The organism is Pseudomonas synxantha BG33R (assembly GCF_000263715.2).
In the GTDB taxonomy this organism is placed as follows: Bacteria; Pseudomonadota; Gammaproteobacteria; order Pseudomonadales; family Pseudomonadaceae; genus Aquipseudomonas; species Aquipseudomonas synxantha_A.
This window is the reverse complement of record NZ_CM001514.1, coordinates 1,321,856-1,347,222: the sequence shown is the minus strand read 5'-3', so window position 1 is coordinate 1,347,222 and position 25,367 is coordinate 1,321,856. Positions and strand designations below refer to the sequence as shown.

Below are 25,367 nucleotides of genomic sequence, written 5' to 3'. Positions count from 1 at the left end.
TACTTTGTCAAATAGACAGGAAGAGCTGAACGCCCCGTATGACAGACCTTTCAAGCCACACTCCAATGATGCAGCAGTACTGGCGCCTGAAAAACCAGCACCCTGATCAGTTGATGTTCTATCGCATGGGCGACTTCTACGAGATCTTCTATGAAGATGCGAAGAAGGCCGCCAAGCTGCTGGACATCACCCTGACCGCGCGCGGGCAGTCGGCGGGGCAGTCGATTCCGATGTGTGGGATTCCTTATCACTCGTTGGAAGGCTACCTGGTCAAGCTGGTGAAGCTGGGCGAGTCGGTGGTGATCTGTGAGCAGATCGGCGACCCGGCTACCAGTAAAGGGCCGGTGGAACGTCAAGTGGTGCGCATTATTACGCCGGGTACGGTGAGTGATGAGGCGTTGCTGGATGAGCGTCGCGATAACCTGATCGCTGCGGTGTTGGGCGATGAGCGTCTGTTCGGCCTGTCGGTGCTGGATATCACCAGCGGCAACTTCAGCGTGCTGGAGATCAAGGGCTGGGAGAACCTGCTGGCGGAGCTGGAGCGTATCAACCCGGTGGAGTTGTTGATCCCGGATGATTGGCCCAAGGACTTGCCGGCGGAGAAACGTCGTGGGACCAAGCGGCGTGCACCGTGGGATTTCGAACGTGATTCGGCGCTGAAAAGTCTGTGCCAGCAGTTTTCGGTGCAAGACCTTAAAGGCTTTGGCTGTGAAACGCTGACCCTGGCCATCGGCGCTGCTGGCTGCCTGCTCAGTTACGCGAAGGAAACCCAGCGCACCGCCCTGCCCCACTTGCGCAGCCTGCGTCATGAACGGCTGGACGATACCGTGGTGCTCGATGGCGCCAGCCGTCGCAACCTGGAATTGGATACCAACCTGGCCGGCGGGCGCGATAACACCCTGCAATCGGTGGTCGACCGCTGCCAGACCGCGATGGGCAGTCGCTTGCTGACCCGTTGGCTGAACCGTCCGCTGCGGGACTTGACCGTGCTGCAAGCGCGTCAAACCTCTATTACCTGCCTGCTCGATGGCTATCGCTTTGAAAAGCTGCAGCCGCAACTGAAAGAAATCGGTGATATCGAGCGTATCCTGGCGCGGATCGGCCTGCGCAATGCACGACCCCGCGACCTGGCGCGCCTTCGTGATGCCTTGAGCGCCCTGCCGCAGTTGCAACTGGCAATGACTGAGTTGGATACGCCTCACTTGCAACAGCTGGCGGTGACTGCCGGCACTTACCCGGACCTCGCGGCGCTGCTGGAAAAAGCCATCATCGACAACCCGCCCGCGATCATCCGTGATGGCGGCGTGTTGAAAACCGGCTACGACAACGAGCTGGATGAACTGCAGTCCCTGAGCGAAAACGCCGGCCAGTTCCTGATCGACCTGGAAGCCCGCGAAAAAGCCCGCACCGGTCTGGCTAACCTGAAGGTCGGCTACAACCGCGTGCATGGCTACTTTATTGAGTTGCCGAGCAAGCAAGCGGAGTCGGCGCCTATCGATTATCAACGTCGCCAGACGCTCAAGGGTGCCGAGCGTTTTATCACCCCAGAGCTCAAGGAGTTCGAAGACAAGGCGCTGTCAGCCAAAAGCCGCGCCCTGGCCCGGGAAAAGATGCTTTACGAAGCCTTGCTCGAGGATTTGATCAGCCGTTTGGCGCCATTGCAGGACACTGCGGCCGCCCTGGCGGAGCTGGATGTACTGAGCAACCTCGCCGAACGAGCGCTGAACCTTGACCTGAACTGCCCACGGTTTGTCAGCGAGCCATGCATGCGCATTGTGCAAGGTCGCCACCCGGTGGTGGAGCAGGTGTTGACCACGCCGTTCGTCGCCAACGACCTGTCGCTGGACGACGATACCCGCATGTTGGTGATCACCGGTCCGAACATGGGTGGTAAATCCACCTATATGCGCCAGACCGCGTTGATCGTGTTGTTGGCCCATATCGGCAGCTTTGTGCCGGCGGCCAGTTGCGAGCTGTCCCTGGTGGACCGCATCTTCACGCGGATCGGCTCCAGTGATGACCTGGCGGGTGGCCGTTCGACCTTTATGGTGGAAATGAGCGAGACCGCCAACATCCTGCACAACGCTACCGAGCGCAGTCTGGTGCTGATGGACGAAGTGGGTCGCGGCACCAGCACCTTCGACGGCCTGTCCCTGGCTTGGGCGGCGGCCGAACGTCTGGCGCATTTGCGCGCTTATACGCTGTTTGCCACGCACTACTTCGAACTCACGGTGTTGCCGGAAAGCGAGCCACTGGTGGCCAACGTGCATCTCAATGCCACCGAGCACAATGAGCGCATCGTGTTCCTGCACCATGTGCTGCCAGGGCCGGCGAGCCAGAGCTATGGCCTGGCCGTAGCACAGTTGGCCGGCGTGCCGAATGACGTGATTACTCGCGCCCGCGAACACCTCAGCCGCCTGGAAACCACAGCCCTGCCCCATGAAACCGTGGTCGCCAGCCCTGCCAAGGCCAGCAAGAAACCCGCCGCGCCGCACCAGAGCGATATGTTCGCCAGCCTGCCCCATCCGGTGCTGGATGAGTTGGCAAAGCTTGATCTGGATGACTTGACGCCGCGTAAAGCGCTCGAAATGTTATATGCACTGAAGACTCGGATATAACGCAGACGCTTGCAAGCTGATAGAATCTCGCGCGGTTTGGGATGCTGCGGGCTTTTAGCCTGGTCCGCAGACTATCGCTCTCAAACCTCGCGAACCCCACCACAAGGGGTTTCGCTGCCGCCGCCTGAGGAGAAAATTAGAAATGACCTTCGTCGTCACCGACAACTGCATCAAGTGCAAGTACACCGACTGCGTAGAAGTGTGTCCGGTGGACTGCTTCTACGAAGGCCCGAACTTCCTGGTTATTCACCCGGATGAGTGCATCGACTGCGCCCTGTGTGAACCAGAATGCCCGGCCGTCGCGATTTTCTCCGAGGACGAAGTGCCTGCGGAGATGCAGGAGTTTATTCAGCTGAACGTCGAGTTGGCGGAAATCTGGCCGAATATCACCGAGCGCAAAGACCCGATGCCCGATGCAGCGGAGTGGGATGGCAAAAAAGGTAAGATTGCAGACCTCAAACGCTGATAGCGTCGCCGCCCCCAAAAGGCCCCTTGCGGGCCTTTTTGCGTTTCTGAGGGGAGCGTTTTACTTTTCTACAGGCGAAAAAAGGGGCGGTATGACCCGCCCACATTTTTTCCCTAGTCCCTGTATTCCTTTTCATCATCCTGATGAATCGCATCCTGCGACGTTCCTTCAAACCATCGTTCCTTGATGGCTGTGTCAATCCGTGGACACAGGGCTGATGTTAGAGGGTTCGAAGATAAGTTCAACGCGACCCGGTTCGATCGACTGGCACGCTCTGACACCTAAACACAGATAAATAAGTCTTGTTTTTCAATGAGATGAAAAAAGTCTCAAAAAAATCGAGACGTCCATGCAAGATAAAAGAACCGATCACTTACGCAAAGGTAAGCAAATGCTTACACACACAATTGCGGAAAAGGGCAATAAGCCTCATTGCCCCCACCGCTTACTGTTGAAAGGCATCAGTCGTCACTGACAGTAATGGTCGGCATCGCCGGCGCAGCAGCTTCCTGCAAGACAATTCTCGCACCGACATGACGGGCCAGTTCCTGGTAGATCATCGAGATTTGGCCTTCAGGCTCGGCCGCCACGGTAGGTTTGCCACCATCGGCCTGCTCACGAATGCCCATCGCCAGCGGCAACGAAGCGAGCAGCTCGACACCGTACTGGGTCGCGAGCTTTTCGCCCCCACCTTCACCGAACAGATGCTCGGCGTGACCACAGTTGGAGCAGATGTGCACCGCCATGTTTTCCACGACGCCGAGCACCGGGATATTGACCTTGCGGAACATCTCGACGCCTTTCCTGGCGTCCAGCAGCGCGAGGTCCTGAGGCGTGGTGACGATCACCGCACCGGCCACCGGCACTTTTTGCGCCAGGGTCAGCTGAATGTCGCCGGTGCCTGGCGGCATGTCGATCACCAGGTAATCGAGGTCGCCCCAGGCGGTCTGTGTGACCAATTGCAGCAACGCCCCGGAAACCATCGGCCCGCGCCAGACCATCGGCGTGTTGTCATCGGTAAGAAAGGCCATGGACATCACTTCCACACCGAGCGACTCGATGGGTACAAACCATTTCTGATCCTTGACCTTCGGCCGCGTGCCTTCGGCGATGCCGAACATCACGCCTTGGCTTGGGCCGTAGATATCGGCGTCGAGAATCCCCACCCGCGCGCCTTCGCGGGCCAGGGCCAGGGCCAGGTTGGCCGCGGTGGTGGACTTGCCCACGCCACCCTTGCCGGAGGCCACCGCCACCACGTTCTTGACGTTGGCCAGGCCCGGGATCTGCGCCTGGGCCTTGTGCGGGGCGATCACGCATTGGATATCGACCTTCGCCGAACCCACGCCGTCGATGCCCTCAATGGCCATTTGGAGCATCTGCGCCCAGCCGCGTTTGAACAAGCCTGCGGCATAGCCCAGTTGCATCTGTACCGACACCTGGTCGCCCTGGACCTCGATACTGCGCACACAACCGGCACTGACCGGGTCCTGGTTCAAATAAGGGTCGGTGTACTGGCGAAGAACGGCTTCCACCGCTGCGCGATTGACGGCGCTCATGGGCTACTCCCGAAAAAAGACTGACTGAAACAGGCGGCTATCCTAACCGTTCCGGCGCTTGAGCGGCACGCTTTCGAGGTTCCGGAAGATTCTGAAACAGCGTCACGGGGTGAAATAAATTTCCCGGCGCTTTATAGTGGCCGACCTCCGTTTCATCAAGTAGCCGAGCCCCATGTCCGAGCCACGCAAGATCCTCGTCACCAGCGCCCTGCCCTATGCCAATGGTTCCATCCATCTTGGCCATATGCTTGAGTACATCCAGACCGATATGTGGGTGCGCTTCCAGAAGCATCGCGGCAATCAATGCATTTATGTCTGCGCGGACGACGCCCACGGTTCGGCCATCATGTTGCGTGCCGAAAAGGAAGGCATCACCCCGGAACAACTGATCGCCAACGTGCAGGCTGAACACAGCGCCGACTTTGCCGAGTTCCTGGTGGACTTCGACAACTTCCATTCGACCCACTCCGACGAAAACCGCGAGTTGTCGAGCCAGATCTACCTGCGGTTGAAGGAAGCCGGGCACATCGACCAACGTTCGGTGACCCAGTATTTCGACCCGGAAAAGAAGATGTTCCTGGCCGACCGCTTCATCAAGGGCACCTGCCCCAAATGCGGCACCGAAGACCAGTACGGCGACAACTGCGAAAAATGCGGCGCGACCTACGCACCAACCGACCTGAAGGATCCCAAGTCGGCGATCTCCGGCGCCACTCCGGTGCTCAAGGACTCGCAGCACTTCTTCTTCAAGCTCCCGGATTTCCAGCAAATGCTGCAAACCTGGACGCGCAGCGGTACCTTGCAGGACGCCGTGGCCAACAAACTCTCCGAATGGCTCGACAGTGGCCTGCAGCAGTGGGACATCTCCCGCGACGCGCCATACTTCGGCTTCGAGATCCCGGGCGAGCCGGGCAAGTATTTCTATGTATGGCTGGACGCGCCGATCGGCTACATGGCCAGCTTCAAGAACCTGTGCGACCGCACCCCGGAGCTGGACTTCGACGCGTTCTGGGGCAAGGACTCCACTGCCGAGCTGTACCACTTCATCGGCAAGGACATCGTCAACTTCCACGCGCTGTTCTGGCCGGCGATGCTTGAAGGCTCGGGCTACCGCAAGCCGACCGGCATTGCCGTGCACGGCTACCTGACGGTGAACGGGCAGAAAATGTCCAAGTCCCGTGGCACCTTTATCAAGGCGCGCACTTACCTGGACCACCTGTCGCCGGAATACCTGCGCTACTACTACGCATCCAAGCTGGGCCGGGGTGTCGACGACCTGGACCTGAACCTGGAAGACTTCGTACAGAAGGTCAACTCGGATCTGGTGGGTAAAGTCGTCAACATCGCCAGCCGTTGCGCCGGGTTTATCCACAAGGGCAACGCCGGTGTACTGGTAGCCGAGAACGCCGCACCGGAACTGACCGACGCCTTCCTGGCCGCCGCACCAAGCATCGCCGACGCCTATGAGGCCCGCGACTTCGCCCGCGCCATGCGCGAAATCATGGGCCTGGCCGACCGTGCCAATGCCTGGATCGCCGACAAGGCCCCGTGGTCGCTGAACAAGCAGGAAGGCAAGGAAGCTGAGGTTCAGGCTATCTGCGCCACCGGCGTCAATCTGTTCCGCCAGTTGGTGATCTTCCTCAAGCCGGTGCTGCCATTGCTGGCCGCCGATGCCGAGGCGTTCCTGAATGTGACGCCGCTGACCTGGAACGATCACGCCACCTTGCTCGGTAATCATCAGTTGAACGCGTTCAAGCCCTTGATGACCCGCATTGACCCGGTGAAAGTCCAGGCCATGACCGATGCTTCGAAAGAAGACCTGGTCGCCAGCCAGACCGATACCGGCCAATCCGCGCCTGCGGGCAATGGCGAACTGGCCAAGGACCCGATTTCTCCGGAAATCGATTTCGACGCCTTTGCCGCCGTGGACCTGCGCGTAGCACTGATTATCAAGGCCGAAGCCGTGGAGGGCGCCGACAAGTTGCTGCGCCTGACATTGGATATCGGTGACGAACAGCGCAACGTGTTCTCCGGGATCAAGAGCGCTTACCCGGACCCGTCCAAGCTCGATGGGCGCCTGACCATGATGATCGCCAACCTCAAGCCACGGAAAATGAAGTTTGGCATTTCCGAAGGCATGGTGATGGCGGCTGGCCCTGGCGGCGAAGAAATCTACCTGCTGAGCCCCGACAGCGGCGCCAAGCCGGGCCAACGCATCAAGTAACCCCTGCAAAATGCCCCGCTGTTGCCACGGCGGGGCTTTTCAGCTTGCCCACCTCCCTGGGCCGGGCGTCAACGCTATGATCACAGCATGAACCTCATTCAACGTATCGACGCGCTGCTGCCGCAGACTCAATGCGGCAAGTGCGGGCACCCGGGTTGCAAGCCTTATGCAGAAGGCATCGCCAAAGGCGAGGCCATCAACAAGTGCCCGCCCGGTGGGCAGGAAACCATCGCCGGGCTTGCGCAACTGCTGCGCCTGCCAATGCTGGACCTGGACACCAGCCGCGGGGAAGCGCCCGCGCAGATTGCCTATATCCGTGAGGCCGAATGCATCGGTTGTACCAAATGCATCCAGGCTTGCCCGGTGGACGCCATTGTGGGCGCCGCCAAGCTGATGCACACCGTGATTACCGACGAGTGCACCGGTTGCGACCTGTGTGTCGCCCCCTGCCCCGTCGACTGCATCGAGATGCGTGCGCTCGCTGACGTGCTGCCTATCGTGGGCGGCTTGGCAGCCAACGAGGAGGAGCGGCGTGAACGCGACCGCAAACGTGACCGGGCGCGGCGGCGTTTCGAACAACGTAACGCCCGCCTGCAACGTGAGGAAGCCTGCAAGCTCGCCGAACGCCTGACACGGGCCAAACGCGCAGCTGCGGTGGAAACGGCACAGGTCAATAATCATCAGGCCGCTCAGGACGCCGCAATCAAGCAGGCCAAAATCAGCGTCACCATGAGTCGCGCTCAATTGCACAAGTCGTTGAAGGCGTTTGGGCATCCCCCGACCTTTGAGCAACAGTCACAACTGATTATGCTGCAACGGCAGTTCGAGGCTTGCGAACAGGCGCTTGCTGCGCTGGAGGCCAACAGTGCGCCGCCGACAACGCCCCCAAAGAGCGCCGACCTCAAGCGTGCAAAGATCCAACTGGCCATGCGCCGAGCCGAGTTGAAAAAGGCCCAGGCCGAGCAGGCTGGCGAGCAGCAACTGGCAGCCTTGAGCGCTGCGTTGAACGCCGCCGAGCAGACGCTGCAGGATGCCGAGGCCAACACCGACGCCTGAACCTGCGCTTTGCATTGCTAACATCACGTCGACCGCCAGCAAGGAAACGTCCGCCCCTATGAATGCCGCAAAACGCCTGGAAATCTTCCGCAGGTTTCATGAAGACAATCCGGAACCGAAAACCGAACTGGCCTACTCCTCCCCCTTCGAATTACTGATTGCGGTGATCCTGTCAGCCCAATCCACGGACGTCGGTGTCAACAAGGCCACGGCCAAGCTGTATCCCGTGGCCAATACCCCGGCCGCGATTTACGCCCTGGGTGTGGAAGGTTTGTCCGAGTACATCAAGACCATCGGCCTGTATAACAGCAAGGCCAAGAATGTGATCGAAACGTGCCGCCTGCTGGTAGAGCTGCATGGTGGTGAAGTCCCGCAAACGCGCGAAGCCCTGGAAGCCTTGCCAGGGGTGGGCCGCAAAACGGCCAACGTGGTGCTCAATACCGCATTCCGGCAGTTGACCATGGCTGTGGATACGCACATCTTCCGGGTCAGTAACCGAACCGGCATTGCGCGGGGCAAAAATGTAGTCGAGGTGGAAAAGCAACTGATGAAGTTCGTGCCCAAGCCGTATTTGCTCGACTCCCATCATTGGCTGATCCTGCATGGGCGCTACGTTTGCCAGGCTCGCAAGCCCCGCTGCGGCAGCTGTCGCATCGAAGATTTGTGTGAATACAAGGACAAGACGTCCGACGATTGAGCGACCATTGCTTTTTTTGATCAGTCGATTGAAAAAATCTTTTTTACCCGTTCGCAGATTATCGCTATAAGGAGCCCCAATGGCAGTCTTAGCCCGGAGTTAATCTTATGAGCGCTGGCAAAGAACAACTGGAAGTGGAAGACGACCTCGCTGAGTCGGATGAGGACGCGGTAGAGACACCTGTAGAGGTAGCCAAGACCAATTTGAGCAAACGTCGCACTATCGACAATCTTCTGGAAGAGCGACGCTTGCAAAAACAGCTGGCCGATTACGACTTCGATCTGTGATCGATGCGTGAACGACCGGAAGCCTCCCTGACGGAGGCTTTTTTCTGCCGGATACACGGGTTTTGAGCGTTGCAACGTCCTCCTACACCAAGCCGTTGCGCTGGGCCAACTCGATCAGGTCCACAAGGGAGCGGGCATTGAGCTTGAGTAGCAGGCGGGTCTTGTAGGTACTGACGGTTTTGTTGCTGAGGAACATGCCGTCGGCAATCTCCTTGTTGGTTTTGCCACGTGCCAGTTGCTGCAGCACCATCATCTCTCGCCCCGACAAGCGTTCAACCATTTCAGCTTCACTGGCGTTGCCCATGGTTGAGCGCACTGAATTGAGCGCCTGGTTCGGGAAGTAGCTGTAGCCGGAGAGCACCGCCTTGATGGCGCTCAACAACTCGGTAAGATCCTGCTGTTTGCAGACATAGCCGGCCGCCCCTGCCTGCATGCAGCGCATGGAAAAATGGCCAGGGGCCTGGGACGTCAGCACCAGCACCTTGAACGATATGGCCTGCTTGGTTGAAGCCAACCGACAAATCACCTCCAGGCCGTCGAGCTTGGGGATTCCGATATCCAGTATCACAATATCCGGCATGTGTTCCCGTGCAAGTTGCAACGCATCGACACCGTTATCGGTCTCGGCAACGACCTCATAACCATGACGCTCCATTAGCATGCGCACAGCAAGACGAATGACGGGATGATCATCCACGATCAGCACTTTATTCATGAGAAAGTCCAATTTCGCTGTTCGAATTATTTAGAGCAAACACAATAGCCTAGTCGATTACTAGTTGGCATAGCATTCCACCCCGAGCAACGGCAGGGAGAGACCCAACCCACAGGAAGTTAGGAATTAGCCTACAAAAAATCGCAAACTTAGATGTATAGGGCTTTATGGATGCTTTCAGACTTTTCTCGACGCGCACATATTTTGAGTGAAATGTCCTTGGCATAAGCCTATGAAGGTAAACGCACCGCACAAGACTTTCAGGAAATGCCCCTTGCCTGGAGCCAGGCTGCACGCAGAACGACAAGGAAAGCCCGTCTGTATTAGTTCCATTTAACATATTTATAGATTTCCATAATTCCTACAGAAGATTCAACGAATAACCTCGCCATTGCAGTTATATGAGTGAATTTTCTGTCAGACATAGTTCCTCTGCAGATGTAAAAAATCATTCAGCGTTAAAAACAAAACGCAAAAAAGTAAAACAACCGGCAAAGTTTCAGAAAAAACACACTCAAGCACTCGCTAAACGCGGATAAACATCAGCGTCCTATTTATGTTCATCCAATAATAAACAAGCAAAAAAATGGCCCCTTGGATAAGGGGCCATTTTTCACAACCGAGGCAACACTCAGAACAACGAGCGGCCCTTGTTGGCAGCAATCCGCATACGCAGGGCGTTCAGCTTGATGAAGCCCGCCGCATCCGCCTGGTTGTAGGCGCCACCATCTTCTTCAAAGGTCGCAATGTTGGAGTCGAACAGCGACTCATCGGATTTACGACCCGTGACGATCACGTTGCCCTTGTAGAGTTTCAGGCGCACAACGCCATTCACGTGGGCCTGGGAGGCGTCGATCATCTGTTGCAGCATCAGACGCTCAGGGCTCCACCAGTAACCGGTGTAGATCAGGCTGGCGTACTTGGGCATCAGCTCGTCTTTAAGGTGTGCGACTTCACGGTCCAGGGTGATGGATTCGATGGCACGGTGGGCACGCAGCATGATGGTGCCGCCCGGGGTTTCATAGCAGCCGCGGGACTTCATGCCCACATAGCGGTTCTCGACGATGTCGAGACGGCCGATACCATGCTGGCCACCGATACGGTTGAGGGTCGCCAGCACGGTGGCCGGAGACATTTCAACGCCGTCCAACGCGACGATGTCGCCGTTGCGGTAAGTCAGTTCCAGATACTGTGGCTTGTCTGGAGCGTTCTCCGGGGAGACGGTCCATTTCCACATGTCTTCTTCGTGCTCGGTCCAGGTGTCTTCCAGCACGCCGCCCTCATAGGAGATGTGCAGCAGGTTGGCGTCCATCGAGTACGGCGACTTCTTCTTGCCATGACGCTCGATCGGGATCGCGTGCTTTTCAGCGTAATCCATCAGCTTTTCGCGGGAGAGCAGGTCCCATTCACGCCAAGGGGCGATCACTTTTACCCCTGGCTTGAGTGCATAGGCACCCAGTTCGAAACGCACCTGATCGTTGCCCTTGCCAGTGGCGCCGTGGGAAATGGCATCAGCGCCGGTTTCGTTGGCGATCTCGATCAGGCGTTTGGCGATCAGCGGACGTGCGATGGAGGTACCCAGCAGGTACTCACCTTCGTAGACAGTGTTGGCGCGAAACATCGGGAATACGAAATCGCGGACGAACTCTTCGCGCAGGTCGTCAATGTAGATCTCTTTCACGCCCATGGCTTGCGCCTTGGCACGTGCAGGTTCGACCTCTTCGCCCTGACCCAGGTCAGCGGTGAAGGTCACCACTTCACAGTTATAAGTATCCTGCAGCCACTTGAGGATCACCGAAGTGTCCAGGCCGCCGGAATACGCGAGAACGACCTTGTTTACGTCGGCCATGCCATCACTCCACGGGGTTGTACGGAAAGGCAACGATTCTACCGATCAAAACCGCGAAATTACAGGGGCGCGACAGCAAATGAAGATAAAGCGACAGATTATGTCGAGTGGGCGACCGATGGTCGCACCTACGAGGTAACCGCCGGGTTGCTCGGTACCGTGGCCTGGGGTGCCGGTTTCTCGGGGGCAGCGACCCGCTCAAGCTGGATATTCACACGGCGGTTGCGGGCGCGGTTGGCGGCACTGGTGTTGGGTGCCAGAGGGTAGCTCTCGCCGTGGAAACGCAGGGTGATCTGCGATTCCTGAATGCCATTGGCCTTGAAGTAATCCATCACCGCCAGGGCACGCCGGCGCGAGACGTCGCGATTGGTCAGGCGATTGCCACTGTTATCCGAGTGGCCGTTCAACTCGACATGATTGACGGTAGGGTCGGCCTTCATGAACGCAAGAATCACAGACAGCTTCTTCTTGGCGGCAGCGTCCAGCTCAATGCCGCCACCGGGGAATCCGACTTCAGTCTGCTTGACCTGATCGTAATTCATGGGCAACAGCTTGGCAGTGCACGACTGATAGTCGCTGTAAGCCTTGCTGAACCTCACCGGCAGCAGACGCACCTCCGAGTACCCGCCCTCGCGCGCGTAATGCCGTACGGTCGGGCTGCGCCCCTCAAGCAATCCAGTGAACAGGCGCCCGGCCTGGGCCTGGGAGCTATTGAACAGTACGTCGCCACTGCCGACACGTACCGCCCCGAGGTTGATATCGCCTCGGCCCGGCTGCCAGGGCGCAGCGGCGGCCAACAAGGTTGCCGAGCCTGCGCCGAACGCACCGTTATAGGCTTTCAGGCGAAACGTCGCCTGCTCGCCGGCCCGGCGCACGAACTCCCCGGAACCAAAGTCGGTGATCGGCTGCGTCAGGCGGCACTCGAACTGGTCGCCCTCTACCTTCCACTCAATATTCTCCAGACGTGTCTGGAACGTGAGGGCCATAGCGGGCAGGCTGGCGAACACACTGAGCAGGGCTAGATAATGCTGGCGCACGGGAGGCTCCACTGGTTTCTACAACACTTCAAAGCGTCATACATCGTTAAGGCATACCCGGGGATATCGGTCGCATCCGGCAAAACTTGATAGCGAGTGCCTGCAAGAGTCTTTTCCGGTAGCATTCCCACCAGATTGACCCGCCTGGAATCCCCAATGTCCGACCGCCTGACCCTGCTGCGTCCCGACGACTGGCATATTCATCTTCGCGATGGTGCTGCGTTACCCCAAACCGTGGCCGATGTGGCGCGCACGTTTGGCCGTGCCATCATCATGCCTAACCTGGTACCTCCGGTGCGCAATGCCGCAGAAGCCGACGCCTATCGCCAGCGTATTCTCGCTGCACGACCGGCCGGCAGCCGCTTTGAACCGTTGATGGTGCTCTACCTGACCGACCGCACCCAGCCTGAAGAAATTCGCCAGGCCAAGGCTAGCGGCTTCGTACACGCTGCCAAGCTCTATCCGGCCGGCGCGACCACCAACTCTGATTCCGGCGTAACCAGTATCGACAAGATCCTGCCGGCGATCGAAGCCATGGCCGAAGTTGGTATGCCGTTGCTGATCCATGGGGAAGTGACCCGTGGCGATGTGGACGTGTTCGATCGCGAGAAAATCTTCATCGACGAACACATGCGTCGTGTGGTCGAGTTGTTCCCGACTTTAAAGGTAGTGTTCGAGCACATCACCACCGCCGATGCCGTGCAGTTCGTCACCGAAGCTTCGGCTAACGTTGGCGCGACCATCACCGCTCACCACCTGCTCTACAACCGCAACCACATGTTGGTGGGCGGAATTCGGCCGCACTTCTATTGCCTGCCGATCCTCAAGCGCAACACTCACCAGGTGGCCCTGCTGGATGCCGCCACCAGCGGCAGCCCGAAGTTCTTCCTGGGCACCGACTCGGCGCCCCACGCCCAGCACGCCAAGGAAGCCGCATGCGGTTGTGCCGGATGCTACACGGCGTTTGCCGCCATCGAGCTGTATGCCGAAGCATTCGAACAGCGCAATGCCCTGGACAAACTCGAAGGTTTTGCCAGCCTCAATGGTCCGCGTTTCTACGGCCTGCCGGCGAATACCGACCGCATTACCCTGGTCCGTGAAGATTGGACCGCCCCCGCCAGCCTGCCGTTTGGCGAGCTGACCGTTATCCCGCTGCGCGCCGGTGAAACACTGCGCTGGCGCCTGCTGGAGGAAAGCAAGTGAGTGAAGACCATTACGATGACGAACAAGAGCACAGTGGCGGCGGCTCGCGCCACCCGATGGCCGAGCGTTTTCGCGGTTATCTGCCGGTTGTCATCGACGTAGAAACCGGTGGCTTCAACTGCGCCACCGACGCCCTGCTGGAAATCGCCGCAACCACCATCGGCATGGACGAACAGGGTTTCGTGTTCCCGGAACACACCCACTTCTTCCGTGTCGAGCCGTTCGAAGGCGCCAATATCGAAGCCGCGGCCCTGGAGTTCACCGGGATCAAGCTCGACCACCCGCTGCGCATGGCCGTCAGTGAAGAAGCAGCACTGACCGATATCTTCCGTGGCGTGCGCAAGGCGCTGAAGGCCAATGGCTGCAAACGCGCGATCCTGGTCGGCCACAACAGCAGCTTCGACCTGGGCTTCCTGAATGCCGCCGTGGCGCGCCTGGACATGAAGCGCAACCCGTTTCACCCGTTCTCAAGCTTCGACACTGCCACCCTTGCAGGCCTGGCGTATGGCCAGACCGTACTGGCCAAAGCCTGCCAGGCAGCGGGTATCGACTTTGATGGTCGTGAAGCCCACTCGGCCCGCTACGACACCGAAAAGACCGCCGACCTGTTCTGTGGCATCGTCAACCGCTGGAAACAGATGGGTGGCTGGGAAGACTTCAACGACTGAGCCTGCACCGCCCCTCCCATAAAAAAACCGGCCTTTTCAGGCCGGTTTTTTTGTACCTCGACGCAGGCTTACAGCTTGCCGGCGTTCTCGGTCAGGTAAGCGGCAACGCCTTCTGGCGAAGCGTTCATGCCTTTGTCGCCTTTTTTCCAGTTGGCAGGGCAGACTTCACCGTGCTCTTCGTGGAATTGCAGGGCGTCAACCAGGCGGATCAGCTCTTCCATGTTACGGCCCAGCGGCAGGTCGTTGATGATCTGCGAACGCACGACGCCCTTGTCGTCGATCAGGAACGCGCCACGGAAAGCGACGCCGCCTTCGGATTCAACGTCGTAGGCCTTGGCGATGTCGTGCTTCATGTCGGCAGCCATGGTGTATTTGACTTTGCCGATACCGCCGTCGTTGATGGCGGTGTTGCGCCAGGCGTTGTGGGTGAAATGGGAGTCGATGGACACAGCAACCACTTCAACGTTACGCGCCTTGAAATCGTCCATGCGATGGTCCAGGGCGATCAGCTCCGAAGGGCAGACGAAAGTGAAGTCCAGCGGGTAGAAGAATACCAGGCCGTATTTGCCTTTGATGGCTTCAGACAGTTTGAAGCTGTCTACGATTTCGCCATTGCCGAGGACGGCTGGAACGTCAAAATCCGGGGCTTGTTTACCGACGAGTACGCTCATTGGATATCTCCTGATATAGGGGGTGACGATTGAAGTAAAAGGACCGGTCGAGTCTGCCTGTGGAAGCAGACAGAAATATGACGCAATCACGCTTCGTGAAGACCGATCATCATACACCGAAAAAACCGTTCGTCAGCGCACGGGCAATTCCTCTCGGATTGCTGCTGAAACTATTTTGACAATCATTCTCGTTAACATTAAGATCCATCGCACTTAAGCCATAAACCCGCGACGGTTCTCACTTATGTATGTCTGCCTCTGCACTGGCGTCACCGACGGACAAATCCGCGAAGCGATCTACGAAGGTTGCTGCAGCTACAAAGAAGTGCGTGAAACCACGGGCGTTGCCAGCCAGTGCGGCAAATGCGCCTGCCTCGCCAAGCAAGTGGTACGGGAAACCCTGACGCAGCTGCAAACAGCCCAGGCCGCGATCCCCTACTCGACAGAATTTACACACGCCTGATAGGCATGTTTTAAAGAGCCGGACCTTGTGTCCGGTTTTTTTATGCCTGTAATTCAATTAGTTAGCGCCAAGACGCGGAACACAAACATTCTTATTCCGATTAATTTTCATTTATTATTCAATAACTTAGGTTTGACACTGGGATTTTCACCGCTCAGACTCCCCCTTATACACAGCTATTACAGGGCAGGACCCCAGTCATGAAAGGCGACATCTCAGTCATCCAGCAACTCAACAAAATCCTTGCCAATGAACTGGTCGCGATCAATCAGTACTTCCTGCATGCGCGCATGTACGACGATTGGGGCCTGGAAAAGCTCGGCAAGCGTGAATACAAAGAATCGATCAAGGCCATGAAGGACGCCGACGCGCTGATCAAGCGCATCCTGTTCCTGGAAGGTCTGCCGAACGTGCAGGACCTGGGCAAGCTGAACATCGGCGAGCACACTCAGGAAATGATCGGCAGTGACCTGGGCTTTGAGCGCAAAAGCCACAGCGACATCAAGGCAGCGATTGCCCACTGTGAGACCAAAGGCGATTTCGGCAGCCGTGAGCTGCTGGAAGACATCCTGGAAGACCAGGAAGAGCATATCGACTGGCTGGAAACCCAGCTGGGACTGATAGACAAGGTCAGCCTGGAGAACTACCTGCAATCGCAGATGGGTGAATAACCCCTACCAGATACAAAAAAGCCCCGCTCTCGTCAGAGAATCGGGGCTTTTTATTGCAGGTCAATCAAGCTTCAGTCTTGGCTGCCGCTTTTTCCGCTGCGTCTTTGATCAGCGCTTGCAGCGAACCGTCTGCTGCCATTTCAGTGATGATATCGCTGCCGCCAACCAGCTCACCGGCTACCCACAGTTGTGGGAAAGTCGGCCAGTTGGCGTACTTTGGCAGATTGGCGCGAATTTCCGGATTCTGCAGGATATCCACGTAGGCGAACTTCTCGCCACACGCCATGATGGCCTGGGAGGCTTTTGCGGAAAAACCGCACTGAGGAGCGTTAGGCGCGCCCTTCATGTAGAGCAGAATGGTGTTGTTGGCAATCTGGTCTTTGATCGTTTCGATGATATCCATGGAACACCTCGGCTGGAACTTTGCGACTCACAGGTCGGCACGGTGGCGCATTGTAACGCAAAATCCCAGCGCAGTGCTCGGGCACCTCACGCAGCCGCCACTTGCACCGGCACCCCATTGAGCGCCGCATTACCCGATAACTCATCCAATTGCCGCTCGTCGGTCAAGTCATTCGCACTCGCACCCGGCTGGCCGCTTGCGATGCTCATCTGCACGCCCGGACGATCATGACCCCAACCGTGAGGCAGGCTGACCACACCCTGCATCATGTCCGCGCTGGCCACGACTTCCACTTCGATCATGCCGATGCGCGAACTCACTCGCACCCGCTGGCCATCGCTCAACTGCCGACTGGCCAGATCGTCGGGGTGCATCAACAGTTGATGGCGCGGCTTGCCCTTCACCAGCCGGTGATAGTTATGCATCCACGAATTATTGCTGCGCACATGACGGCGACCAATCAGCAGCAGTTCGTCCACCGCAGGCACCGGTTGCGCGGCAAAACGCGACAGGTCCGCCAGGATCACCGGCGGTGCCGCCTGCACCTTGCCATCGGCGGTTTTCAGCCGCGCGCCCAAGTTTGGCTGGAGCGGCCCCAGGTCCACGCCGTGGGGGTGATCGGCCAGCATCGCCACCGACAGCTTATGTGCAGACGCATCCCCATAAGTACCGGCGCGCAGCCCGAAATCGATCATTTGCGCGGGCGGCATTGTCGGTTTTAGTGACACGCCGGTCTGCGCCGCAAAGGCTTTGGCCAAGCCGACGAAAATTTCCCAATCGTGCAGCGCGCCTGCGGGTTTTGGCAGGATCGCGCGGTTGAAGCGCGTGACATTGCGCACCGCGAACATGTTGAAGGTGGTGTCGTAGTGGTCATTTTCCAATGCCGACGTTGACGGCAGGATCAGGTCGGCATAACGCGTGGTTTCGTTGATGTAGAGATCGACACTGACCATGAACTCCAACCCATCCAGCGCCTGCTCAAGTTGACGGCCATTGGGCGTCGACAGGACCGGGTTGCCGGCCACCGTCACCAGGGCGCGGATTTGCCCTTCACCTTCGGTGAGCATTTCTTCGGCCAAGGCTGACACCGGCAGCTCTCCGCCGTACTCGGGACGCCCGGACACGCGGCTTTGCCAGCGATTGAAATGCCCGCCGCCAGTCGACGCCACCAGGTCCACCGCTGGTGTGGTGCACAACGCACCTCCCACCCGATCCAGGTTGCCGGTCACCAGGTTGATCAACTGCACCAGCCAATGACACAACGTGCCGAACGCCTGGGTCGAGACGCCCATGCGTCCGTAGCACACCGCTTTATCGGCGGCGGCAAAGTCTCGCGCCAATTGACGGATCTGCTCGGCAGGCACTGCACATTGGCGGCTCATGGCCTCGGCGGTAAAGTTGGCGATCGCCCGGCGTACGTCGTCCAGGCCTTCAACCGGCAAATGGCTGGCGCGGGTCAGCCCTTCAGCAAACAGGGTGTTGAGCACCCCGAACAACAACGCCGCATCACCGCCGGGGCGTACGAACAGATGCTGATCGGCAATCGCCGCCGTCTCGCTGCGTCGAGGGTCGACCACCACCACTTTACCGCCCCGTGCCTGAATGGCTTTGAGGCGTTTCTCCACATCGGGCACGGTCATGATGCTGCCATTGGACGCCAGCGGGTTGCCACCCAGAATCAGCATGAAGTCGGTGTGGTCGATGTCCGGGATCGGCAGCAGCAAGCCATGGCCGTACATCAGGTGACTGGTCAGATGGTGGGGCAACTGGTCGACGGAGGTTGCAGAGAACCGGTTGCGCGTCTTCAAAAGGCCAAGAAAATAATTGCTGTGCGTCATCAGCCCATAGTTGTGCACGCTGGGGTTGCCTTGGTAAACCGCCACCGCGTTCTGGCCATGCCGGGCCTGGATACCCGCAAGGCGTTCGGCTACAAGCGCAAAGGCACTTTCCCATGAGATCGGCTGCCATTCGTTGCCAACCCGCAGCATTGGCTGGTGCAAGCGGTCCGGGTCATTCTGGATATCCTGCAGCGCTACGGCCTTGGGGCAGATGTGTCCGCGGCTGAAGCTGTCCAGGGGGTCGCCCTTGATCGAGGTGATCGCCAGGCGACCGTCTTCGGCTTGAGTCGTTTCCAGGGTCAGGCCGCAGATGGCTTCGCACAGGTGGCAGGCACGGTGATGGAGAGTCTTGGTCATGGCCAGTCTCTTTATAAGGGCTTTGGCCCAACTATGGCCCGCGACCGCCCAGGGCGCCAGCAACCTTCGTGCTGTGAATCGACGGGCATAGGCAAAGGCATGGCTAACCATGAGCAAATGTTTCAGAAGCCTCCCGCGCACCGACTAAAACCGACACAACCTGGCCTGGGCCCGCCCCCGCGCATTGCAAAAGGTCTCGGCGCCAGTGTACAAATGGCCCGCTGCTGTCCGGAAATCGTCTTCAAACGCGCGTCAGCGCCCTGCTTGAACACTCTTAAAAACCGTAGCCCTATTGGTAAGACGCGACATTTAATGTCAATATCGCGCCTTCCCCTATTTCGTCGCCCCGCGCGGCTTTCGCCGCAGGTCTCGCCCGTTGTCACAATAAACAAGGCTTTGAGTATCTGCGGTCTGTTGCAAAAAGGTAGTTAATGATGAGCGCAAGGCACTTTCTCTCCCTGATGGATTGCACGCCCGAAGAGCTGGTCAGCGTGATCCGTCGAGGCATTGAGCTTAAAGACCTGCGTAACCGCGGCGTACTGTTTGAGCCCTTGAAAAACCGTGTACTGGGGATGATCTTCGAGAAGTCCTCGACTCGTACACGCCTGTCTTTCGAAGCCGGCATGATCCAGCTGGGTGGCCAGGCGATCTTCCTGTCCCCGCGTGATACCCAACTGGGCCGTGGCGAGCCGATCAGCGATTGCGCCATCGTCATGTCGCGGATGCTCGATGCCGTAATGATCCGTACCTTCGCCCACAGCACCCTGACCGAATTTGCCGCCAACTCGCGCGTGCCGGTGATCAACGGGCTGTCCGACGACCTGCACCCCTGCCAGTTGCTGGCCGACATGCAAACCTTCCTCGAACACCGCGGTTCGATCCAGGGCAAGACCGTGGCCTGGATCGGTGACGGCAACAACATGTGCAACAGCTATATAGAAGCGGCGATCCAGTTCGACTTCCACCTGCGTATCGCTTGCCCTGAAGGCTACGAGCCGAGCGCCGAGTTCATGGCCAGGGCCGATGGCCGCGTGCAGTTGCTGCGTGATCCGAAGGATGCGGTGGTTGGCGCACACCTGGTCAGCACCGACGTCTGGACCTCCATGGGCCAGGAAGACGAAACGGCCAAGCGCCTGGCCCGGTTCGCACCATTCCAGGTGACACGCGCCCTGCTCGATACAGCAGCGCCGGATGTACTGTTCATGCACTGCCTGCCTGCTCACCGAGGTGAGGAAATCAGCCTCGACCTGCTCGATGACCCACGCTCTGTCGCCTGGGACCAGGCCGAAAATCGCCTGCATGCGCAAAAAGCCTTGCTCGAGTTTCTCGTCCCACCGTCGTACCACCACGCATGAGCCAGCCATTACTGCTGAACCTGCGCAATCTGGCATGCGGCTATCAAGATCAACGGGTGGTGCAGAACCTCAACCTGCACCTCAATGCCGGTGACATCGGTTGCCTGCTTGGCTCGTCCGGTTGCGGCAAGACCACCACCTTGCGCGCCATTGCCGGCTTTGAACCGGTACACGAAGGCGAAATCAGCCTGGCGGGCGAAGTCATCTCCAGTGCTGGTTTCACCCTGGCACCGGAGAAACGGCGTATTGGCATGGTGTTCCAGGATTACGCACTGTTCCCGCACTTGAGCGTGGCAGACAACATCGTCTTTGGTATTCGCAAACATCCGCAAAAGGATCGTGTGGTCGCCGAGCTGCTGGAACTGGTCAACCTCAAGAATCTGGGCAAGCGCTTCCCTCATGAGCTTTCCGGTGGCCAGCAACAACGCGTCGCGCTCGCCCGCGCCCTAGCGCCAGAGCCGCAACTGTTGCTATTGGATGAACCCTTTTCCAACCTCGATGGCGAATTGCGCCGCAAGCTCAGCCATGAAGTGCGCGACATCCTCAAGGCACGCGGCACCAGTGCGATCCTGGTGACCCACGACCAGGAAGAAGCCTTTGCGGTCAGCGACCATGTCGGCGTGTTCAAGGAAGGTCGTCTGGAGCAATGGGACACGCCCTACAACCTTTACCACGAACCGCAGACGCCCTATGTCGCCAGCTTTATCGGCCAGGGTTACTTCATTCGAGGTCGCTTGAACTCACCGGAGTCAGTGAGCACCGAACTGGGAGACCTGCGCGGCAATCGCGCCTATACCTGGCCCACAGGTGGCGCGGTGGATGTTCTGCTACGCCCGGACGACATCGTCTACGCGCCGGACAGCGCATTGAAAGCCCGGATCGTCGGCAAGACGTTCCAGGGCGCCTCGACCTTGTACCGGTTGCAACTGCCAACGGGCGCTCAGCTGGAATCGATTTTCCCCAGCCATGTTGATCAACAGATGGGGACGGATGTGGGGATTCGAGTGGCGGCCGAGCATCTGGTGCTGTTCCAGGCGTAAGCGGTTATACATGTGGGAGTGGGCAAGCCCCCTCCCCCATTAGATCTCCAAAGGGCTGATCATCACGCCCGGCCGATGGCCGCGAATTTGGCTTGGGTATGTTCAGCCAGTACCGCGGCGGGCAATTCCACCTCCAGCCCTCGCCTCCCGGCACTGACAAAAATCGTTGCAAAGGGTTGCGCCGTTTCGTCGATAAACGTGCGCAAGCGCTTCTTCTGCCCCAGCGGGCTGATTCCGCCCAACAGATAGCCAGTAGACCGCTGTGCTGCCGCCGGGTCTGCCATTTCGACCTTTTTTACGCCAGCCGCATGGGCAAGCGCCTTCAAGTCCAGACTTCCGACGACCGGCACCACCGCCACCAACAATTCGCCCTTCTCGCTGCTCGCCAATAACGTCTTGAACACCTGCGCCGGGTCGAGGCCCAATTTCTCCGCAGCTTCCAGACCATACGACGCCGCCTTGGGGTCATGTTCATAACTGTGAATGCGATGTTCGGCGCGAACTTTTTTCAACAAATCCAGTGCGGGCGTCATGGCGTCTCCGGCAGGGAAAACAGGTGCCCAATTCTAGGCCAAGCGCCGGAAAAACGCTCTAGTCCAAGCACTGCTGGGTCAAAAGCTCGGTATGAAGGGCGTGATCATTCACCAGACCAATAGTTCGAAAGTGACCAATGGTTCACTTTCGACCTTTGACAGCGGTCATTCTTGTCTATATTTTTTCGTTTCCGAATACTGTAGGAATAGTCCATCAGTGCTCCAGCAGTAAGCCGCGGCTAAGGATGGGGATCCTCGTCACGGTGAAAATCGCGCAACCGCCCGTTGAGGCAGTGCGCCAGACAAGAACAACAACTGAGGTTTTCCATGACAACTGCTCTTCAACAGCCTTCACTTTCGAGCCAATGCATGGCCGAGTTCCTGGGCACTGCGCTGCTGATCTTCTTCGGTACCGGTTGCGTCGCTGCGCTCAAGGTCGCGGGTGCGAGCTTTGGGTTATGGGAAATCAGCATCATCTGGGGGATCGGCGTCAGCATGGCGATCTACCTGAGTGCCGGTATTTCCGGGGCTCACCTCAACCCGGCGGTCAGTATCGCCCTATGCCTTTTTGCCGACTTCGAAAAACGCAAACTGCCCTTCTATATTCTCGCCCAGGTCGCCGGCGCATTCTGCTCCGCCGCACTGGTGTACACGCTCTACAGCAATCTTTTTTTCGATTACGAACAAACCCACCAGATGGTCCGTGGCTCCCAGGCCAGCCTGGAACTGGCGTCGGTGTTTTCCACCTATCCCCATGCATTGCTGAGCACGGCCCAGGCATTTCTGGTGGAAATGGTCATCACCGCAATATTGATGGGCGTGATCATGGCCCTCACCGACGACAACAACGGCCTGCCTCGCGGCCCGCTGGCTCCGCTGCTGATCGGTTTATTGATCGCCGTGATTGGTAGCGCCATGGGCCCGCTGACCGGCTTTGCGATGAACCCGGCACGGGACTTCGGGCCCAAGCTGATGACCTTTTTCGCCGGTTGGGGTGAAATGGCCTTTACTGGCGGTCGCGATATTCCTTACTTCCTGGTACCGATATTCGCCCCGATTGTCGGTGCTTGCCTCGGTGCTGCCGCCTATCGCGGGCTGATCGCTCGCCACCTGCCGAGCGCAGCACCTGCTATAGCTGAAACACCTGACACGGCTGTCAACGGCAAGACTCGTATTTCCTGAAAGCGCCAGCCTGGCCCCCTGCCCTTCACGGCCCAGGCTGATTTCTGACTTCCTTATTTCGTTCAAGGCAATTGACATGACCGACCTTCAGAATAAGAACTACATCATTGCCCTCGATCAGGGCACCACCAGCTCGCGGGCGATCATCTTCGATCGCGACGCCAACGTGGTGTGCACCGCGCAACGTGAATTCGTCCAACACTACCCGCAGGCCGGCTGGGTTGAGCATGACCCGATGGAAATCTTCGCCACCCAAAGCGCGGTGATGGTAGAGGCGCTGGCCCAGGCCGGCTTGCACCATGATCAGGTTGCCGCCATCGGTATCACCAACCAGCGTGAAACCACCGTGGTCTGGGATAAAATCACCGGTCGCCCGATCTACAACGCCATCGTCTGGCAGTGCCGACGCAGCACCGAAATTTGCCAGCAACTCAAGCGCGACGGCCATGAGCAGTACATCAGCGACACTACCGGTCTGGTTACCGACCCGTACTTCTCCGGCACCAAGCTCAAGTGGATCCTCGACAACGTCGAAGGCAGCCGCGAACGTGCGCGCAATGGCGAGCTGTTGTTCGGCACCGTCGACAGCTGGCTGATCTGGAAATTTACCGGCGGCAAGACCCACGTCACCGACTACACCAACGCGTCGCGCACCATGCTCTTTAACATCCACACGCTGGAGTGGGATGCGAAGATGCTGGAGATTCTCGACATCCCGCGGGAAATGCTCCCCGAAGTGAAGTCGTCCTCCGAAATCTACGGCCGCACCAAAAGTGGTATCGCCATTGGCGGTATTGCCGGTGACCAACAGGCCGCGCTGTTCGGCCAGATGTGCGTCGAAGCCGGCCAGGCCAAGAACACCTATGGCACCGGTTGCTTCCTGCTGATGAACACCGGCGACAAGGCGGTGAAATCCAAGCACGGCATGCTCACCACCATCGCCTGCGGCCCCCGCGGTGAAGTGGCTTACGCTCTGGAAGGCGCGGTATTCAATGGTGGCTCCACTGTGCAATGGCTGCGTGACGAACTGAAAATCATCAACGACGCCCACGACACCGAATACTTCGCCGGCAAGGTCAAGGACAGCAACGGCGTGTATCTGGTACCCGCCTTTACCGGCCTGGGCGCACCGTACTGGGACCCGTATGCCCGTGGCGCGCTGTTCGGCCTGACACGAGGCGTACGCGTGGACCACATCATTCGTGCGGCGCTGGAGTCGATTGCCTACCAGACCCGCGACGTACTCGACGCCATGCAGCAGGACTCGGGCGAACGCCTCAAGGCCCTGCGCGTGGACGGTGGGGCGGTCGCCAACAACTTCCTGATGCAATTTCAGGCCGACATCCTCGGCACTCAGGTCGAACGCCCACAAATGCGCGAGACCACGGCCCTCGGCGCCGCCTACCTGGCTGGCCTGGCGTGTGGTTTCTGGGGCAGCCTGGAGGAGTTGCGTGGCAAGGCGGTGATCGAGCGCGAGTTCGAACCACAGCTGGATGAAGCAGCCAAAGAGAAACTCTACGCCGGCTGGCAAAAAGCGGTGAGCCGCACCCGTGACTGGGAACCGCACGAAGGCGCTGAATAAGGTTGTAACTGGCAGGGAGCGGATTCCTGCGTCATCATGGGCCACTTTTGTATGGCAGCCCAAAGGACGCCCCATGAATCTGCCTCCCCGCCAACAACAAATCCTCGAACTGGTCCGCGAACGCGGCTACGTCAGTATCGAGGAAATGGCGCAGCTATTCGTTGTCACCCCGCAAACCATCCGCCGCGATATCAACCAGCTGGCGGACGCCAATCTGCTGCGCCGCTACCACGGCGGCGCGGCCTATGACTCCAGTGTCGAGAACACTGCGTACGCCATGCGGGCCGATCAGATGCGTGACGAGAAGCAACGCATCGGCGAAGCGATCGCCGCTCAGATTCCCGACCATGCCTCGCTGTTCATCAACATCGGCACCACCACCGAATCCATCGCTCGTGCGCTGCTCAATCACAGCCACCTGAAAATCATCACCAATAACCTCAACGTCGCCACCATGCTCAGTGCCAAGGACGACTTCGATGTGTTGCTGACCGGCGGCAACGTGCGCCGCGATGGCGGCGTGGTGGGCCAGGCCAGTGTCGATTTCATCAATCAGTTCAAGGTGGACTTTGCCCTGGTAGGTATCAGCGGGATCGACGAGGACGGCAGCCTGCTGGACTTCGATTACCAGGAGGTGCGGGTTTCCCAGGCCATCATCGCCAATGCGCGGCAGGTGATCCTGGCGGCAGACTCCAGCAAATTCGGGCGCAATGCCATGATTCGCCTGGGGCCGATCAGCCTCGTGGATTGCCTGGTGACTGACCAGCAGCCGGTGCCGGCGCTGGTGCAAGTGCTGAATGAACACAAGGTGCGGCTGGAAGTGGTGTAGCGCCTGTTCAGGCGTCATCGCGGGCAAGCCCGGCTCCCACAGTTTGAAATTCGATCAAATGTGGGAG

23 protein-coding genes are annotated in these 25,367 nt (G+C 58.6%); 15 read left to right on the top strand and 8 right to left on the bottom strand.

Features of this window, described 5'->3' with window-relative positions:
• Positions 1–38: 38 nt before the first annotated feature.
• Positions 39–2,618 (top strand): DNA mismatch repair protein MutS, encoded by a 2,580-nt coding sequence (gene mutS / locus PSEBG33_RS21115; RefSeq protein WP_005785288.1) that lies wholly within the window; start codon positions 39–41, stop codon positions 2,616–2,618.
• Between the two features lie 142 nt (positions 2,619–2,760).
• On the top strand, positions 2,761–3,084 hold the full coding sequence (gene fdxA / locus PSEBG33_RS21120; protein WP_005785286.1) for a ferredoxin FdxA: 324 nt from the start codon (positions 2,761–2,763) through the stop codon (positions 3,082–3,084).
• Between the two features lie 461 nt (positions 3,085–3,545).
• Here fdxA and apbC read toward each other — a convergent pair whose 3' ends face one another.
• Complete coding sequence (apbC, locus tag PSEBG33_RS21125; protein WP_005785285.1) at positions 3,546–4,640, bottom strand: iron-sulfur cluster carrier protein ApbC; 1,095 nt, start codon at positions 4,638–4,640, stop codon at positions 3,546–3,548.
• Between the two features lie 172 nt (positions 4,641–4,812).
• On the opposite strand from apbC, the gene metG reads away from it, so the two are divergent.
• From metG to PSEBG33_RS21145, 4 genes are all read left to right on the top strand, one after another.
• Entirely contained in the window at positions 4,813–6,864 is a 2,052-nt protein-coding gene (gene metG, locus PSEBG33_RS21130) for a methionine--tRNA ligase (protein ID WP_005785283.1), read from the top strand.
• Between the two features lie 87 nt (positions 6,865–6,951).
• Complete coding sequence (gene rsxB / locus PSEBG33_RS21135; RefSeq protein WP_005785282.1) at positions 6,952–7,920, top strand: electron transport complex subunit RsxB; 969 nt, start codon at positions 6,952–6,954, stop codon at positions 7,918–7,920.
• 58 nt (positions 7,921–7,978) lie between these two features.
• Positions 7,979–8,617 carry an endonuclease III gene (gene nth / locus PSEBG33_RS21140; RefSeq protein WP_005785281.1) on the top strand — a complete coding sequence of 213 codons (639 nt, stop codon included), beginning with the start codon at positions 7,979–7,981 and terminating at the stop codon, positions 8,615–8,617.
• 107 nt (positions 8,618–8,724) lie between these two features.
• Positions 8,725–8,904 (top strand): PA3496 family putative envelope integrity protein, encoded by a 180-nt coding sequence (locus PSEBG33_RS21145; protein ID WP_005785279.1) that lies wholly within the window; start codon positions 8,725–8,727, stop codon positions 8,902–8,904.
• An 82-nt stretch (positions 8,905–8,986) separates the two neighbouring features.
• Here the strand turns inward: PSEBG33_RS21145 and PSEBG33_RS21150 are convergent, their stop codons facing one another.
• The 3 genes from PSEBG33_RS21150 to PSEBG33_RS21160 form a co-directional block, all read right to left on the bottom strand.
• Positions 8,987–9,619, bottom strand: a complete 633-nt coding sequence (locus PSEBG33_RS21150) for a response regulator transcription factor (protein WP_005785278.1) — start codon at positions 9,617–9,619, stop codon at positions 8,987–8,989.
• Positions 9,620–10,250: 631 nt separating this feature from the next.
• On the bottom strand, positions 10,251–11,468 hold the full coding sequence (locus tag PSEBG33_RS21155; RefSeq protein ID WP_005785276.1) for an argininosuccinate synthase: 1,218 nt from the start codon (positions 11,466–11,468) through the stop codon (positions 10,251–10,253).
• A gap of 128 nt (positions 11,469–11,596) precedes the next feature.
• Positions 11,597–12,505 carry a flagellar protein MotY gene (locus PSEBG33_RS21160; RefSeq protein ID WP_005785275.1) on the bottom strand — a complete coding sequence of 303 codons (909 nt, stop codon included), beginning with the start codon at positions 12,503–12,505 and terminating at the stop codon, positions 11,597–11,599.
• Between the two features lie 156 nt (positions 12,506–12,661).
• On the opposite strand from PSEBG33_RS21160, the gene pyrC reads away from it, so the two are divergent.
• A complete protein-coding gene (gene pyrC / locus PSEBG33_RS21165) occupies positions 12,662–13,708 on the top strand; it encodes a dihydroorotase (RefSeq protein ID WP_005785273.1) in 1,047 nt (348 codons plus the stop codon).
• Positions 13,705–14,376 (top strand): ribonuclease T, encoded by a 672-nt coding sequence (gene rnt / locus PSEBG33_RS21170; RefSeq protein ID WP_005785271.1) that lies wholly within the window; start codon positions 13,705–13,707, stop codon positions 14,374–14,376. Before pyrC ends, rnt begins: the two co-directional genes overlap by 4 nt.
• Positions 14,377–14,444: 68 nt before the next feature.
• Here the strand turns inward: rnt and PSEBG33_RS21175 are convergent, their stop codons facing one another.
• The gene (locus PSEBG33_RS21175; RefSeq protein WP_003172097.1) at positions 14,445–15,047 is read right to left on the bottom strand and encodes a peroxiredoxin; all 603 of its coding nucleotides are present in this window, start codon (positions 15,045–15,047) and stop codon (positions 14,445–14,447) included.
• Positions 15,048–15,291: 244 nt separating this feature from the next.
• Between PSEBG33_RS21175 and PSEBG33_RS21180 the strand changes: the two genes are divergently transcribed.
• Positions 15,292–15,510 carry a bacterioferritin-associated ferredoxin gene (locus tag PSEBG33_RS21180; RefSeq protein ID WP_005785268.1) on the top strand — a complete coding sequence of 73 codons (219 nt, stop codon included), beginning with the start codon at positions 15,292–15,294 and terminating at the stop codon, positions 15,508–15,510.
• 200 nt (positions 15,511–15,710) lie between these two features.
• Positions 15,711–16,181: a bacterioferritin gene (bfr, locus tag PSEBG33_RS21185; protein ID WP_005785266.1), complete on the top strand. Its 471-nt coding sequence runs from the start codon at positions 15,711–15,713 to the stop codon at positions 16,179–16,181.
• A 64-nt stretch (positions 16,182–16,245) separates the two neighbouring features.
• On the opposite strand, the gene grxD is transcribed toward bfr, so the two are convergent.
• On the bottom strand, positions 16,246–16,584 hold the full coding sequence (gene grxD, locus PSEBG33_RS21190; RefSeq protein ID WP_005785264.1) for a Grx4 family monothiol glutaredoxin: 339 nt from the start codon (positions 16,582–16,584) through the stop codon (positions 16,246–16,248).
• A gap of 86 nt (positions 16,585–16,670) precedes the next feature.
• Positions 16,671–18,779, bottom strand: a complete 2,109-nt coding sequence (locus PSEBG33_RS21195) for a molybdopterin oxidoreductase family protein (RefSeq protein ID WP_005785262.1) — start codon at positions 18,777–18,779, stop codon at positions 16,671–16,673.
• 434 nt (positions 18,780–19,213) lie between these two features.
• On the opposite strand from PSEBG33_RS21195, the gene argF reads away from it, so the two are divergent.
• Both argF and PSEBG33_RS21205 read left to right on the top strand, forming a co-directional pair.
• A complete protein-coding gene (gene argF / locus PSEBG33_RS21200) occupies positions 19,214–20,134 on the top strand; it encodes an ornithine carbamoyltransferase (RefSeq protein ID WP_005785261.1) in 921 nt (306 codons plus the stop codon).
• Positions 20,131–21,174, top strand: a complete 1,044-nt coding sequence (locus tag PSEBG33_RS21205; protein ID WP_005785259.1) for an ABC transporter ATP-binding protein — start codon at positions 20,131–20,133, stop codon at positions 21,172–21,174. Before argF ends, PSEBG33_RS21205 begins: the two co-directional genes overlap by 4 nt.
• A 62-nt stretch (positions 21,175–21,236) precedes the next feature.
• Here the strand turns inward: PSEBG33_RS21205 and ybaK are convergent, their stop codons facing one another.
• A complete protein-coding gene (ybaK, locus tag PSEBG33_RS21210; RefSeq protein WP_005785257.1) occupies positions 21,237–21,707 on the bottom strand; it encodes a Cys-tRNA(Pro) deacylase in 471 nt (156 codons plus the stop codon).
• Positions 21,708–22,034: 327 nt separating this feature from the next.
• On the opposite strand from ybaK, the gene PSEBG33_RS21215 reads away from it, so the two are divergent.
• The 3 genes from PSEBG33_RS21215 (at position 22,035) to PSEBG33_RS21225 (ending at position 25,300) form a co-directional block, all read left to right on the top strand.
• Positions 22,035–22,889: an MIP/aquaporin family protein gene (locus PSEBG33_RS21215; RefSeq protein WP_005785255.1), complete on the top strand. Its 855-nt coding sequence runs from the start codon at positions 22,035–22,037 to the stop codon at positions 22,887–22,889.
• A 76-nt stretch (positions 22,890–22,965) separates the two neighbouring features.
• Entirely contained in the window at positions 22,966–24,471 is a 1,506-nt protein-coding gene (gene glpK, locus PSEBG33_RS21220; protein WP_005785253.1) for a glycerol kinase GlpK, read from the top strand.
• 73 nt (positions 24,472–24,544) lie between these two features.
• Complete coding sequence (locus PSEBG33_RS21225; RefSeq protein ID WP_003188962.1) at positions 24,545–25,300, top strand: DeoR/GlpR family transcriptional regulator; 756 nt, start codon at positions 24,545–24,547, stop codon at positions 25,298–25,300.
• Positions 25,301–25,367 lie beyond the last annotated feature (67 nt).